The following is a 14,732-nucleotide window of genomic DNA, read 5'->3' as shown; positions in this document are numbered from 1 at the left end:
CAGAGCGGCGTGGACTTCGCTGAAGCGCACCTATATTGCCCTGGGGCTAACCCATCTGCAGGCATATTTGAATGAATACACTGTCCGCCGTTACCTTCGTATGTCCTTTTCCGAGGAAGAAATGCATCAGAACTTGCTGCAGATGTGCTTGTCTATTCCAGCGATCCCTTACCGCAAATTGATCGCCCATTATCAGAATCATTTCATGGCGATTAATGCTGCCGCTTAATCGAAGCACCAGAACGTTCAGGAAATGGGCCAATGAGGTGCTATCGGGGTCTATCGGGGTCTATCGAGGTCTATCGTGTGTTACTACCTTGGGGCTATCTTGTGGCTATTAAGAGGCTATTCAGGGATTTATCTACAGGTTGGTTATTTAGGGGTTAGTAGGAGCGACTTGGAGTTATGGGTGAGTATGAAGGGTGAAACGTATGTATGAGACGGGTATGCGGGATGAGGCGCGTATGAAGCGTATATGAAGCTGTGTATGGAACGTGTATGAAGGCTCCATATGGACGGCATAAAGCTGCGTATGGAACGTGTATGAAGCTGCGTATGGAACGCGTATGAAGCATGTATGAAGTATATTTGAAGCGCGTATGAGGCATATTTGAGGCGTTATGTTATTTATGCGAACAGACGTTCTGACGCAACGGGATATTCCTTAAGGGAAGCGGACAGAGACCCTATATTCCCGTGAGAGCACAACGAAAAAGCCCCCATCTCCCAAAAGAGACGAGGGCTTGCCTGACACAAAGTTTGATTTGCCTAGTCTAGTACGATAGCCACGACGATCGACAAGATGAAGAAGCCAACCGCCAATCCGACCGTGACTCGTTCGAGAACGAGCTCCATGCCGCGCGCTTTCGTTTTTCCGAAAAGATGTTCAGCACCCCCGGAGATGGCACCGGAAAGACCCGCGCTCTTCCCTTTCTGCAGCAACACGACTGCGATCAAACCGATCGAGAAAATAACGAGCAATACCTTCAACAAAATATCCATTCAATCCACCTCCTAAGTGAGAACATCTTTCATCTATACCATTGCTCAGAAATTTAGATACAAAAACAGCATTATTATTGTACCATAGCAATTCTGGGAAAACAACCGTTTTCCCTTAGATTAGCTGAGTTTATACACCCGTGCTTCATACGGCCGTAAATCGAGCTGCCGCACGTCTTCTCCCGCAGGCACGTCATAGTTAGCAATCAAGAGTTCTGCGGACTTCACCTCATCGATGCTCATGGCAACGGCTTCATCTGTCGTCCAAGTGAAGTGGGCCGGTTTATCGTAAAAATTCAAGACAACCAACAGCCGTTCTTCTCCAAGCGTGCGAGTATACGCATATACCTGCTGATCTTCCGGATTCAGCAGCTCGTAACGTCCGTATACGATCACCTCATGCTGTTTACGCAACTGAATTAATCGACGGTAATAGTGGAAAATCGAGTTGTCGTCCGCAAGCGCACGTTCCACATTGATTTCCTGATAGTTCGGGTTAACCGCCAGCCATGGCGTTCCGGTCGTAAAACCGGCATGCGGACTGTCGCCCTTCCATTGCATTGGCGTACGGGCATTATCCCGGCCCTTGGCATAGATCCCCTCCATGATTTGTTCCTGGGAGTAACCCTTCTCCAAGTACTCCTGATACATGTTCAACGTCTCGATATCGCGGTATTCGTCGATCGTCTCAAATCGTACGTTGGTCATGCCAATTTCTTCGCCTTGATAAATGTATGGTGTCCCTTGCAGCGTATGCAGGAGTGTAGCCAGCATTTTAGCCGACACATTATGGTATTCGCGGTCATTACCGAAACGCGATACCAGGCGTGGCTGGTCGTGGTTATTCATATAAATGCTGTTCCACGCTTTTCCTTCCAACATGGTTTGCCACTTCGAGAGGATCTGCTTGAGATCAACCAGTGTCCATGGTTTGGCCCACCACTTGCCATCCGGACCCGAATCGATGCCCATCAGCTCAAACTGGAACACCATGTTGAGCTCATTCCGATCCGTCCCTGCGAATAAGATCGCATCTTCCGGCGTGACGTCCACCGTCTCACCTACCGTCATAATATCGTATTTAGACAAGACCTCACGATTCATTTCTTGCAGAAACTCATGAACCCTCGGGCCGTTAATGCAATTCCCTCCGTCCGCATGGTTTGGCAATCCCTCCGGTTTGGAGATCAGATTGATAACGTCCATACGGAATCCATCAATGCCCTTATCCAGCCACCAGGTCATCATATCGTAGACCTCACGACGCACCTTCGGGTTTTCCCAGTTGAGATCCGGTTGCTTCTTCGAGAACATGTGCAGATAATATTCATCGGAAGCTTCATCGTATTCCCAAGCCGATCCGCTGAAAAAGGATCCCCAGTCATTTGGTGCTTGCCCATCTTTGCCAGGACGCCAGATATAGTAATCCCGATACGGATTATCCTTCGATTTACGCGATTCCACGAACCAGTGATGTTCGTCTGAGCTGTGGTTCACAACCAAGTCCATGATCAGCTTCATGCCCCGTGCATGCAGCCCTTCCAGCAGCTCCTCCCAGTCTTCCATAGTTCCGAACTCATCCATGATCGATTGATAATTGCTGATATCGTACCCATTATCGTCATTCGGCGACTCGTAAACTGGGCAAAGCCAGACTACATCCACGCCCAAGTACTTCAAATAATCCAACTTCGAGATGATCCCGCGCAAATCGCCGACCCCATCCCCGTTACTATCCATAAAGCTGCGAGGATAAATTTGATAAACGACGCTTTCTTTCCACCATTTCTTGTCCACGATGCTTCTCCTCCATCTACCCTTAAATTCAGCCTAGTTTTTACCACTCATTTTTTCTATCTATCCAATGACTTCACAACGTAAACGTTTACTATATTGAGCAACAAAAACCTATTTCACTGATTACTGATTAATAGCATATATATCTTGAACGTAAACGTTTACTTTCAACTATATTACCGTCCTGCCAACTTGTCAATGACAATGCGCAAAAAGGATCTTTAACGTTCAAAGCCCCTGCTTGTAAATCCAAGCAGGGGCTTTGCGTTAGGCCGGAATCATCCGGCTGTCCTTCTTAACGATGAGCTTTCAGGTTGTAGAAGGATTTCAGGCCGTTGTATTGAGCCAAGTCTGCCAATTGATCTTCGATGCGAAGCAATTGGTTGTATTTCGCGATACGGTCCGTACGGGACGGAGCACCGGTTTTGATTTGGCCAGCGTTTGTTGCCACGGCGATATCGGCAATCGTGCTGTCTTCGGATTCACCGGAACGGTGGGATACAACCGCAGTGTAACCAGCGCGTTTTGCCATTTCGATAGCGTCGAACGTTTCGGTCAACGTACCGATTTGGTTTACTTTGATCAGGATCGAGTTACCGATACCCTCTTTGATACCTTTATACAAACGTTCGGTGTTGGTTACGAACAGGTCGTCACCGACGAGTTGAATTTTGCTGCCCAATTTCTCAGTGAGCAATTTCCAACCTTCCCAATCGTCCTCAGCGCAGCCGTCTTCGATTGTGATGATCGGGTATTTTTCAACCCAAGAAGCGAGCAAGTCCACAAATTCAGCGGAAGTAAAGGATTTGCCTTCGCCTTCCAGATGGTATTTACCGTCTTTGTAGAACTCAGTGGAAGCAACGTCCATACCCAGGAATACGTCTTTACCTGGAGTATAGCCAGCTTTCGTAATAGCTTCCATGATCGAGGACAATGCGTCTTCGTTGGAAGAGAAGTTTGGTGCAAAGCCGCCTTCATCGCCTACAGCCGTGTTCAGGCCTTTAGCTTTCAGAACGGATTTCAGGTTGTGGAAGATTTCAGCACCTGTACGGAGCGCTTCTCTGAAGGAAGGAGCACCTACCGGCAGGATCATGAATTCTTGTACGTCTACGTTGTTGTCCGCATGCGCACCGCCGTTCACGATGTTCATCATCGGAACTGGAAGCTGCTTCGCGTTAAATCCGCCCAGGTAAGCGTACAGCGGCAGATCCAATGCATCAGCTGCTGCGCGAGCTACTGCCATGGAAACGGCCAGGATCGCGTTAGCGCCCAGTTTACCTTTGTTTGGCGTGCCGTCCAATTCGATCATCAATTTGTCGATGCCAACTTGGTCCAGCGCGTCCATACCAATCACTTCAGGAGCGATGATTTCGTTAACGTTCTTAACAGCGTTCAGTACGCCTTTGCCCAGGTAACGAGTTTTGTCGTCATCGCGAAGCTCTACAGCTTCATGCGCACCAGTGGATGCGCCGGAAGGAACGATAGCGCGGCCCATAGCGCCGGATTCAAGATAAACTTCAACTTCAACAGTTGGGTTCCCGCGGGAGTCCAGGACTTCGCGAGCGTATACGTCAGAAATAATCGTCATGTTTACAGTCTCCTTTTTAAGTAGTTATTCCATTCAAATGGTGATCTATGTTTTTACGCCTTGCGGCTGGCAATCATCGATTGACCGGTCATTTCCGGCGGCTTCGGCAAGCCCATCAGGTCGAGCAGCGTTGGAGCTACGTCGGCGAGGATGCCTTTATCGCGAAGCACTACGTTCTCGTCGGTTACGATAAACGGTACCGGATTCGTGGTGTGCGCCGTATACGGACGACCTTCATCGTCGATTTCCATATCCGCATTCCCGTGGTCAGCAATAATGACAACCACTCCGCCTTTGGCTTTGACCGCGTCTACGACTTTACCTACGCACTCGTCCGTCACTTCAACCGCTTTGATCGTCGGTTCCATTTTACCGGAGTGACCAACCATATCTGGGTTTGCGAAGTTCAGGATGATCGCATCGTGTACATCGGATTCAATTTCCTTCACGCAAGCTTCAGCAACTTCATAAGCGCTCATTTCCGGTTTCAGGTCGTAAGTTGCGACTTTCGGAGAGTTGATGAGCACGCGTTTCTCGCCTGGCAGCTCTACATCGCGTCCGCCGCTGAAGAAGAAGGTGACGTGCGGATATTTTTCCGTTTCCGCAATCCGCAGTTGTTTCTTCCCATGTTGAGCTAACACTTCGCCAAACGTATTGTCGAGATCCTTCGGCTTGTACGCAACGTACCCATTCACCGTTTCTGCAAACAGCGTCAAGCAGACGAAATGCAGGTCTGTCGGGAATTTAGGGCCGCGATCGAAGCCTTGGAAATCTTTGTTCGTAAATACGTTGGACAGCTGGATCGCACGGTCTGGACGGAAGTTCAAGAACACAACGGAGTCGCCGCTCTCAACTTGTGCGATCGGCTCGCCTTTGTCATCCACAATGACAGTTGGCATCACGAATTCGTCATAGACCGATTTCTCGTACGATTCCGTTACGGCTTTAATCGGATCGGTATATTTTGGACCTTCCGCATAAACCATGGCCCGGTACGATTTCTCGACGCGGTCCCAACGTTTGTCGCGGTCCATCGCATAGTAACGGCCTTGGACGGTGGCAATCTTGCCTACGCCAAGCTCGTTCATCTTAGCGATCAATTGCTCAAGGAAGCCTTTAGCGCTGTCTGGAGCAACGTCGCGGCCGTCCAGGAATGCATGCACATAAACTTCGTGCATTTCTTCCTTCTTCGCCAGTTCCAGCATCGCGAACATGTGCTCGATGTGGCTGTGAACGCCGCCGTCGGACAGAAGGCCGTACAGATGCAGCTTTTTTCCCTTCGATTTCGCGCTGCGCACCGCATCAACCAGCGTTTCGTTCTTAAAGAATTCCCCTTCGCGAATCGATTTGGAGATCCGAGTCAAGTCTTGGTAAACAATCCGGCCGGCGCCGATGTTCAAGTGACCTACTTCGGAGTTCCCCATTTGCCCTTCTGGCAAACCAACGGCTTCCCCGCTGGCTGTCAGCGTAGTGTTCGGATATTGCTTCAAATAACGGTCATAGTTCGGCTTCTTCGCTTGGGCAACCGCGTTGCCTTCCACTTTGTCGCGAAGCCCGAATCCGTCCATGATGATCAGAGCTACTGGTCTTGGAGCCGTCATTTATTTCGCCCCCTCAACGAGCTGGATGTACGATTCTGGCTGCAGGCTGGCACCGCCGACAAGCGCGCCGTCGATGTCGCTTTGGCCCATATACTCCTTCACGTTTTCCGGTTTTACGCTGCCGCCGTATTGAATGCGGATTTTCGCCGCTACGTCGTCACCGTAAAGCCCCTGAACCAGACTGCGGATGTAGGAAATCACTTCGTTCGCATCTTGTGCGGTCGAGGATTTGCCCGTACCGATTGCCCAAATCGGTTCATACGCAATTACTACTTGCGCTGCTTGCTCTGCCGTCAGGCCTTTCAAAGCCGCTTCGGTTTGAACTTTCACGACTTCTTTCGTTTGGCCAGCTTCACGCTCTTCGAGCTTCTCGCCCACGCAAGGGATCGGGGTCAAGCCATGTTTGAAGGCAGCCAGGATCTTCTTGTTGACGATTTCATCGGTTTCACCGAAATATGCCCGGCGCTCGGAATGGCCGATGATCACGTAGTCCACGCCAAGCTCTTTCAGCATGCGACCGCTGATTTCGCCGGTGAAAGCTCCTTCGTCTTCAAAATGCATGTTTTGAGCGCCGATTTTGATCGACGTGCCTTTCGCAGCTTCTACCAAAGCCGGAAGGTTCGTGAACGGAGCACAAATAACGCTCTCTACGCCAGCAACCTCCGCTTTCCCTTTTACGGCTTCGAAGAAGGCTTTGGCTTCGGAAACGGTTTTGAACATTTTCCAGTTTCCGGCGATAATAGGTGTTCTCACAGAGCCCACTCCTTTTATTTCATAGAGGTAGCTCAAAAAACGAACTTTGATCACGATGTATCTCGTGAAGCGGAAGTGCTGAAAGCTCGTTTTTTGAGCCTTGATCCAGCTACTTATTCTTACTTGTCGTTCAATGCTACAACGCCAGGAAGTGCTTTGCCTTCCATGAATTCCAGGGAAGCGCCGCCGCCTGTGGAGATGTGGTCCATTTTGGAAGCCAGATTGAACTTCTCAGCAGCTGCTGCGGAATCCCCGCCGCCGATGATGGTGTAGCCTTCCGTTGTTGCGCAAGCTTCTGCCACTTCTCTGGTCCCGTTAGCGAAAATGTCCATCTCGAACACGCCCATCGGTCCGTTCCATACGACCAACTTGGAGTTCTTGATGATTTCAGCATACTTCGCACGAGTCTTCGGCCCGATGTCCACGCCTTCCCAATCTGCAGGAATGCTGTCGATATCCACGGCTTTGTGGTTTGCGGTTGGGCTGAAGTCATCTGCTACGATGCAGTCGACAGGAAGAAGGAAGTTTTTACCCAGCTTCTTCGCCTTCTCGATGAAGCCAAGGGCAACGTCGAGTTTGGAATCATCCAGAAGCGATTTGCCGATTTCGTAACCTTGAGCCTTGAAGAAAGTATAAGCCAATCCGCCGCCAATCAACACGTTATCTGCAATGTTCAGCAGGTTGTCGATGACGTCGATCTTGTCTTTAACTTTCGAACCGCCGATAATTGCGGTGAAAGGACGGTCCGGGTTCGTCAAGGCTTTGCCGAGAACGGACAATTCTTTCTCCATCAGCAAGCCGGATACGGCTGGCAGGTAATGTGCGATTCCTTCGGTCGAAGCATGTGCGCGGTGTGCTGCACCAAATGCATCGTTGACGAACAGGTCAGCCAGCTCAGCAAATTGTTTTGCGAGTTCTGGATCGTTCTTCTCTTCGCCTGGATAGAAACGTACGTTTTCAAGCACAAGAACGTCGCCGTTGTTCATTGCATTGACTTTCGCTTTCACTGCTTCCCCAACAGCTTCATCGACTTTCGCTACTTCTTTGCCAAGCAACTCGCTCAAGCGTTTTGCCGGCAGCGTAAGCCGCATATCTTCGTTCACTTGGCCTTTCGGACGACCCAAATGGCTCGCAAGAATGACTTTTGCGCCTTGTTCAACCAAGTATTTGATTGTTGGCAGCGTTTCGCGAATCCGGGTGTCGTCAGTAATTTGACCATCTTGCATCGGTACATTGAAATCTACGCGAACAAACACGCGTTTGCCGGTGACTTCCACATCACGTACACTTTTCTTGTTCATCTCCACGTTCCTCCTAAACGATATGCGCAGGTCTCCCAGACCAAAAAAATGCGCATCTACGGCTTTGTCTTGGTTCCTCTCCTAAATAAAAACGCAATGAAACGAATCTCTATCTATAACTTTATTGGGTGTGTGTGAATGCCGTATTACATGCAAGAACCAAAGAGGAGTCCTGAACAGGTTGCTCCTCTTTGGGATGAATCTCTAATATGGGTAACTGCTTATTTTACTTTTTTCGCGAAGTATTCCAGCGTGCGAACCAATTGAGCAGTGTAGGACATTTCGTTGTCATACCAAGCTACTGTTTTAACCAGTTGTTGGTCGCCGACAGTCAATACTTTCGTTTGTGTAGCGTCGAACAGGGAACCGAAAGTCATACCTTTGATGTCCGAAGATACGATTTCGTCTTCAGTGTAACCGAAAGTTTCAGGGTCGGATGCAGCTTTCATTGCAGCGTTAACTTCGTCCGCAGTTACTTTCGTTTTCAGAACGGATACCAGCTCAGTCAAGGAACCAGTTGGAACCGGTACGCGTTGTGCAGCGCCGTCCAATTTGCCTTGCAGTTCAGGGATAACCAGGCCGATCGCTTTTGCAGCACCTGTAGTGTTAGGGATGATGTTCTCAGCAGCTGCGCGAGCACGACGGAAGTCACCTTTCGCATGCGGAGCATCCAGCGTGTTTTGGTCGCCAGTGTAAGCATGGATGGTTGTCATCAAGCCTTCAACGATACCGAATTTATCATTCAGTGCTTTAGCCATTGGAGCCAAGCAGTTCGTCGTACAAGAAGCACCGGAGATTACGGTTTCTGTACCGTCGAGGATTTCATGGTTTACGTTGTAAACGATGGTTTTCATGTCGCCAGTAGCTGGAGCGGAGATAACAACTTTCTTCGCGCCGCCTTTCAGGTGAAGCTCAGCTTTTTCTTTCGTTGTGAAGAAGCCTGTGCACTCCAGAACGATGTCAACGCCAAGCTCGCCCCAAGGCAATTCTTCAGGGTTGCGGTTAGCCAGAACTTTAACTTCTTTGCCGTTAACTTTGAAGAATCCATCGTGTACTTCGATGTCGCCTTCGAAGCGGCCTTGAGTTGTATCATATTTCAACAAATGAGCCAACATTTTTGCATCTGTCAGGTCATTGATTGCTACGACTTCAATACCTTCAACGTTTTGAATGCGGCGGAAAGCCAAGCGTCCAATACGTCCAAAACCGTTAATCCCTACTTTTACACTCATTGATAGTTCCTCCCAGTGTTTGATTTTTTATTATTCAAGACAGGCCGGATAAAACCCGTCATGAGTAAACCTATTTAGCCCCGGATCCGTTGATCAACTCGCTTACGATCTCTTGCGCCGCCGCTTCATCGGTCACTAGGATATCCTCTTGGCCAAACCGCAATACGGCATGGATCGCTCTCGCTTTGCTCTTGCCGCCTGCAATGCCGATCACCGTCTCGGTCTGCATAATATCCTCGAGACGCAGGCCTAAGGTCAGCATTTTGTGCACGACGACGCCGTCCTCATTAAAGTAATATCCAAATGATTCCGCGAGCGCACCTTCTCTTCGGATTTCTTCGACCATGCTTGGCTCCAGCTTGCGCCGACGTGCCATCTCCATAGCGTCTCCGACCCCGTGCACTACGATACGCGCCTGCCGGATCATGTCCACGATATCCTGGATATTCGGATCGTGTACCAATGACTCGTAAGCTTCCTTCCCCAACAGATCAGGGACATGCAGCAAACGATACCCCGCACCCACGCGCTTCGCCATACCGGAAGCTATCGTGTTCGCTTGGATTTCCAGGCTCTCGCCAAGACCTCCGCGTGCCGGTACGAACCAGCTCTGCTTCATCGTGACGTTAGGCGGCGGATTCAGCTGATCTGCGACTTCCGCCAGCGTCGTGCCGCCGGTTACCGCAACCACCTCATCCCCACGCATGACACTAAGCAGCGCTTTGGCGCCTGCGCGCCCCAACTCCCGCTTCACCAGCGGAGAGGCTTCACAATCTCCGGGTACAATCACTACTTTGCGCAGCCCATAATGCTGACGGATCGTCTCCTCCAGGTTGGAGAGGCCAAACAATTCTTTGACGACCGGCTCCAAATCCTCTAGCAACCGCCGTCCCGCGTCGCTGATTCTCATGCCTATATTCTCGATTTCTATCAGGCCTTGGGCCTTCAGGAGATCCGTCTCGGCACGCAACACACGCTCCGTCATGTCCAGCGAATTCGCCAAGGTTCTACGGCCAATGACATCAGACAACATGATCTGGTGAAGTATGGTGTACCTTTTCTTGAGAATGTCCATGAGATCAGGAAGAAGCTGCTTTTGAATCTCTAATATGTTTCGCATGCTTTCCACTCCTGCAAGCTTCGTCTTCTCTCTCCATCTCCTGGCCTTAAAATGTCCCGGGATAACTTTTTAAGTCCCACTGCTATTTTACTCAATATTCTCCTTAGTTGCAAGCCTGACGTCCGTATCATTTACTTTCTTCGGAGCAGTTATACCCCTAGGCACAAAGAATCCCGCAAGAACCTGACATTTGAATCAGAGAATTGTCGAAAAATAGGCCAGCTGTGTCCCGCAAGATTGCGGATGAGGGGATAAGTTCGGTCATTTTCATAGAAAAAAAGACCCTCCCGCATGGGAGAGCCTCTTCGAATATCTACATCATTTTATGGTTTCTCCATGGTTCAATTGTTCAGTCGGATCGACAATGCGCTTTTGGATTCCATCCGCAAACTCGGCAATTCAGTCCCCCGGAGACGCAAGCGAACGTCAGACGCCTGCTCGTCGTCATTAAATAGTACAACCCCAATCGAATCGTCCATATTGCGGAAAGCGACGGAACGAATCGAGGGCTGGTCCGACTCGGTGGCGATTCTAACGGCCTTCGGGCGGATCACTGTGCTGAAATGGGCCAGCGCATAATAGTCCAGCGTATACTCGAGCTCGCGGGTCTGCTGGTTCACCGTTACGATCCCGCGGCAGGTGCTGCGGCCAAAGCCTGGGACGGTCGGACCATTCTGCTCATCTAAAGCCATATTCCAAAGCACCAGCGATTGGCTGTGATTTCGCAAAATCTCAATCCCCGTCCGCATGACATTGGAGAACGCCGGTTCAAACGCCGGAATCCATTCCCCGCCGGAGCCTTCAGAGAAATGAACCTCTTTGTCCGGGAAAGCCTCCTTCACTTGGCTTTGCGCTGAGGCTTCCCCACCATACCAATGCCACGCCACCCCATCGACGGCTTCGCCTGCTTCCTGCAGCACGGAGAGCGGATACTCCGGCCGATCCCAGTTATGGTCATACGCCAAAATCTTCGTGGACAAGCCATGCTTCACAAAAGCCGGCTTCAGATAATTTTTCACAAAATCCGTCTGCATCTCAGCCGTCATTAGCATCCCCGGATAATGCCCAGGCACATACAACGGTTCGTTCTGCGGCGTCACAGCATAAATGAACAACCCGTGCTTAGCGTATGATTCGATATAACGGACAAAATAGTTCGCGTACGCTTCGTAATACTCCTTCTTCAGTTCCCCGCCGATCATGGAACCGCTCGTTTTCATCCAGCCCGGTGCGCTCCAAGGGGAGCCAAACAGCTTGATGGACGGATTTAAGGCCAGCGCCTCTTGTAGAAGCGGTATGACATCAGCTTCATCATGTTCGATCGAGAACCGCTGCATTTCCGGATCGGTCTCCCCTTCGGGCAAATCGTTGTAGCTATAGAAGAAACGGGCATAGTCAGAGGCCCCCATCGGATTGCGCAACACGGATAGGCCGATGCCCTCCTCCGGGTCAAACAGCTTCTTCATCAAGATGGATCGCTGCTCTTCGGGAAGCACCTGATGAATCAGATAGGCAGCCGAATCGGTAAAAGACGCCCCAAACCCATCCATCGTCTGATAAATGAGGCTTTCGTCCAATCGGACCTCGACCTCCACGCCAGCCGAATCCGTCGGTCGCAGTTGTTCCTCTGTTGTACGGACAAAAAGGGATTGTTCTCCAGTGGAATAATAAATATCAAGCTCACGCATGCTGTTTCCCTCCACTTCTTTTAATGGGCTCGGTTATTTGAGGCCAAGTTTCTCTTTATTGGCTTTCATTTTCTCCGTACGGATTTGCACGATTTTATTCCAACCGTTGTCCTCAAGGAACTTCTTGTAGTTGTTGAGCGTGCTTTCGAACTCTTCGTCGCTCTTCGCGCGAATCAGGCTGACCATCGTCGTGTTCCAAGTCGTGTTAATCGCGGTTAAGGAGCGGGCTTCTGGAGATCCAGCATCCGGATTGATATTTTCAAGAACGAAGTGAGGGTACAGCTTCCCTTTGCCCCACTCTTGCATTTGCTTGATCGAATCCGGGAATGCATCGGCGCTCAGCGCTTTATGGCGGTCATGGCCAAAGAACATAAATTCACCCATGCGGTATTCCTTCTTGAATTTATCCGCATCCTTCTGCTGCAGCTCTTTCACTTCCGGCGTAAATTGAACCGTGCCGTCCGCATTTTTCGTATAGGTCTCGCCTTCGATGCCGTAGTTCATCAGCATTTGGCCTTCTTCATCCAACAGGTACGTAAAAATTTGAATCGCCTTCGCCGGGTCTTTGCATTGCTTCGTGATAAAGCTGATCATCCAGCCGGTTATCCCGGATTGGTTCAGCTTCGGCGTGTTGCCCACTGTGCTTTGCGGTCCGTCGATTGCCAGGTAGGCTTGATCCGGATGAGCGGTGGCGAAGATTTGCAAATTACCGCCTTGCTGCGGCGTTCCGTCCAGCAACATCGTGGCGTATTTGCCAGCTTTCACTTTCTCTTCAAAAGCCGGGCCGTCATCGGCAAAGCTGTCGTCGCTGATATTGCCAGCTCTATGAACTTCATTTAACGTTTTGAGCCAAGTCAGATAATCTTCGTCCAGATTGCGGTTGTAGAACTCGCCGTTCTCCGTTTCCAGCGGTACGCCAAGGAAGTCTTGGAACACATCCCCTAAGGAGCCCGTCCCTTCGCCAATTGAGTTAAATCCAAACGGAATCAGATCCGGGAATTTGTCTTTAATTTGCTGCATCACATTGTTGAATTCCTCAGGGGTACCGAACTTAGGCTCGCCCAGCGCTTCATACACGTCCTTGCGAATCACAAAAGCGGTCTTCGCAGGAATGTTACCGCTGTCATAATCAGCCTGCGTGTTAGAGTAGTTCGGGTAACCGTACGTATTACCGTCCTCTTGCTTAAACCAGTTGAGCGTATCTTGCGCAGCGACTTTGTTGAAATAAGGGTCGTATTTCTCCGCCAGCTCGTTCAGCGGTAAAGCCCAGGAAGAGGCCTTCTGCACGACGGCCGAATTGGAATCGAATACGGTGATCAAGTCCGGCATGTCGCTTCCGGCAAAAAACGTATTCAGCTTGGTGTCATCGCCGGTAATAAATTTGATATCAATGTTCAAATCTTCCTTGATCTTCTTCGTGACCACATCATTACCGAAGTCGGTATTCCACCAATCGGCGTTCACGTACCAAGTCAGCTGGGTTGGCTCTTCTTTCTTATCCAGCTTCCAAGCCGGCGTATTCGCGTCCAAGGCATAGCGATCATCCAGAGATACCTCTTTGGCTGCCTTCGAGCTGCCGCCAGAGCCGCCGCAGCCGGTAACAATCAGCGCAGCGGTGAGCAGAGTTGCGCAAGCGGTCATCCCTTTTCTTGCAAGATTTTTGTTCAACTTAAGCATTCGTTGTACCCTCCTTTTTTTGTAAGAAGCATAGCTAGTCCAACTCGCTGATCAAGCCTAGCGTTTCATGCGGATGCGTTACTCCTTCACCGCCCCCAGCATCATGCCCGAGATGAAGTACCTTTGTAATAATGGATAAATCACAACAATCGGCAAAGTCGTAATCACAATTGTTGCGAGTTGAACTCCTTTGGTCGTCGTTTCAATCACGACGGAACCCGCGATGTTCTGCATCGATTGAGTCTGGGACTGCACAATGATTTCGTACAGCTTCATTTGCAGCGGATACAGGTATTCATCTGTGATGTACAGCTTGGTTGTCAAAAAGTCATTCCACTGACTCACCCCGTTGAACAGAGCGATGGTCGCCATCGCCGGCATAGATAACGGGATAAAGATTTTCAGGAAAATTCTCCAGTCACCGGCACCGTCGATTTTGGCGGATTCCTCCAGGGAATCGGGCACGTTACGGAAGAAATTCATTAAGATCACGACATCGTAATAACTGAACAAAGCCGGAATGATATACACCCAGAAGCTGTTCAGCAGCCCCAGGGATTTAATCAGCAAGTACGTCGGGATCATGCCGCCTGAGAAAAACATCGTAATAACGCCCATCGTCACGTACAGCTTGCGACCGCGGACATTGTTCTTGCTCAGACCGTAGCCGATCATCGCACAGAAGAAGACGTGAGTCACAACGCCGATCACCGTCTTGAGGACCGAGATCAGGAACGACTGCCAAATCGTATCGTCTCGAAACACCGCCTGGTAGTTCTCCAAGGAAAACTCCTTTGGCCAGAAGACAAACCCGCCTTCAGCAAGAGCTCGTCCCGAACTAAAGGAAGAGACAATGACGTTCCAGAGCGGAATCACAATAACAATCGTAAATATGATCAGGATCGTCGCGTTCACCGTATCAAAGATTCTGCTGTCGAGATCCCGTTTGAGCACCTTTCGATTCATGGCTGCT

11 protein-coding genes and 1 pseudogene are annotated in these 14,732 nt (G+C 50.0%); 1 reads left to right on the top strand and 11 read right to left on the bottom strand.

Annotation, left to right across the window (positions count from 1 at the left end):
- Positions 1–229, top strand: a pseudogene (locus PBA01S_RS14205) (hypothetical protein); the annotation flags it as partial.
- Between the two features lie 539 nt (positions 230–768).
- Here PBA01S_RS14205 and secG read toward each other — a convergent pair.
- The 11 genes from secG to PBA01S_RS14150 all read right to left on the bottom strand — a co-directional run bounded on the left by secG (position 769) and on the right by PBA01S_RS14150 (position 14,725).
- Positions 769–1,002, bottom strand: a complete 234-nt coding sequence (gene secG, locus PBA01S_RS14200; RefSeq protein ID WP_016313998.1) for a preprotein translocase subunit SecG — start codon at positions 1,000–1,002, stop codon at positions 769–771.
- Positions 1,003–1,122: 120 nt separating this feature from the next.
- Positions 1,123–2,799: a glycoside hydrolase family 13 protein gene (locus tag PBA01S_RS14195; RefSeq protein WP_127576221.1), complete on the bottom strand. Its 1,677-nt coding sequence runs from the start codon at positions 2,797–2,799 to the stop codon at positions 1,123–1,125.
- 295 nt (positions 2,800–3,094) lie between these two features.
- Positions 3,095–4,387 (bottom strand): phosphopyruvate hydratase, encoded by a 1,293-nt coding sequence (gene eno, locus PBA01S_RS14190; RefSeq protein ID WP_009224970.1) that lies wholly within the window; start codon positions 4,385–4,387, stop codon positions 3,095–3,097.
- A 53-nt stretch (positions 4,388–4,440) separates the two neighbouring features.
- Positions 4,441–5,988, bottom strand: a complete 1,548-nt coding sequence (gene gpmI / locus PBA01S_RS14185) for a 2,3-bisphosphoglycerate-independent phosphoglycerate mutase (RefSeq protein ID WP_016314000.1) — start codon at positions 5,986–5,988, stop codon at positions 4,441–4,443.
- Positions 5,989–6,741, bottom strand: coding sequence for a triose-phosphate isomerase (gene tpiA, locus PBA01S_RS14180; RefSeq protein ID WP_016314001.1), 753 nt, complete (start codon positions 6,739–6,741; stop codon positions 5,989–5,991).
- Between the two features lie 119 nt (positions 6,742–6,860).
- Positions 6,861–8,042 (bottom strand): phosphoglycerate kinase, encoded by a 1,182-nt coding sequence (locus PBA01S_RS14175; protein WP_016314002.1) that lies wholly within the window; start codon positions 8,040–8,042, stop codon positions 6,861–6,863.
- Positions 8,043–8,263: 221 nt separating this feature from the next.
- Complete coding sequence (gene gap, locus PBA01S_RS14170) at positions 8,264–9,274, bottom strand: type I glyceraldehyde-3-phosphate dehydrogenase (protein WP_028538507.1); 1,011 nt, start codon at positions 9,272–9,274, stop codon at positions 8,264–8,266.
- A gap of 70 nt (positions 9,275–9,344) precedes the next feature.
- Positions 9,345–10,394 (bottom strand): sugar-binding transcriptional regulator, encoded by a 1,050-nt coding sequence (locus tag PBA01S_RS14165; RefSeq protein ID WP_016314004.1) that lies wholly within the window; start codon positions 10,392–10,394, stop codon positions 9,345–9,347.
- 341 nt (positions 10,395–10,735) lie between these two features.
- Positions 10,736–12,082 (bottom strand): glycoside hydrolase family 30 protein, encoded by a 1,347-nt coding sequence (locus PBA01S_RS14160; protein WP_127576220.1) that lies wholly within the window; start codon positions 12,080–12,082, stop codon positions 10,736–10,738.
- Positions 12,083–12,115: 33 nt separating this feature from the next.
- Positions 12,116–13,759, bottom strand: coding sequence for a type 2 periplasmic-binding domain-containing protein (locus PBA01S_RS14155; RefSeq protein ID WP_127576219.1), 1,644 nt, complete (start codon positions 13,757–13,759; stop codon positions 12,116–12,118).
- 78 nt (positions 13,760–13,837) lie between these two features.
- On the bottom strand, positions 13,838–14,725 hold the full coding sequence (locus PBA01S_RS14150; RefSeq protein ID WP_028539614.1) for a carbohydrate ABC transporter permease: 888 nt from the start codon (positions 14,723–14,725) through the stop codon (positions 13,838–13,840).
- Positions 14,726–14,732 lie beyond the last annotated feature (7 nt).

Source organism: Paenibacillus barengoltzii NBRC 101215, from assembly GCF_004000745.1.
In the GTDB taxonomy this organism is placed as follows: domain Bacteria; phylum Bacillota; class Bacilli; order Paenibacillales; family Paenibacillaceae; genus Fontibacillus; species Fontibacillus barengoltzii.
Note: the sequence above shows the minus strand (reverse complement) of the source record. Positions and strands in the feature narration are given on the sequence as shown.

Coding starts and splice junctions, on each gene's coding strand:
- secG (WP_016313998.1), bottom strand. CDS start 1,002: ATGGATATTTTGTTGAAGGTATTGCTCGTTATTTTCTCGATCGGTTTG.
- PBA01S_RS14175 (WP_016314002.1), bottom strand. CDS start 8,042: ATGAACAAGAAAAGTGTACGTGATGTGGAAGTCACCGGCAAACGCGTG.
- PBA01S_RS14165 (WP_016314004.1), bottom strand. CDS start 10,394: ATGCGAAACATATTAGAGATTCAAAAGCAGCTTCTTCCTGATCTCATG.
- PBA01S_RS14155 (WP_127576219.1), bottom strand. CDS start 13,759: ATGCTTAAGTTGAACAAAAATCTTGCAAGAAAAGGGATGACCGCTTGC.
- PBA01S_RS14160 (WP_127576220.1), bottom strand. CDS start 12,082: ATGCGTGAGCTTGATATTTATTATTCCACTGGAGAACAATCCCTTTTT.
- eno (WP_009224970.1), bottom strand. CDS start 4,387: ATGACGATTATTTCTGACGTATACGCTCGCGAAGTCCTGGACTCCCGC.
- gap (WP_028538507.1), bottom strand. CDS start 9,274: ATGAGTGTAAAAGTAGGGATTAACGGTTTTGGACGTATTGGACGCTTG.
- gpmI (WP_016314000.1), bottom strand. CDS start 5,988: ATGACGGCTCCAAGACCAGTAGCTCTGATCATCATGGACGGATTCGGG.
- PBA01S_RS14150 (WP_028539614.1), bottom strand. CDS start 14,725: ATGAATCGAAAGGTGCTCAAACGGGATCTCGACAGCAGAATCTTTGAT.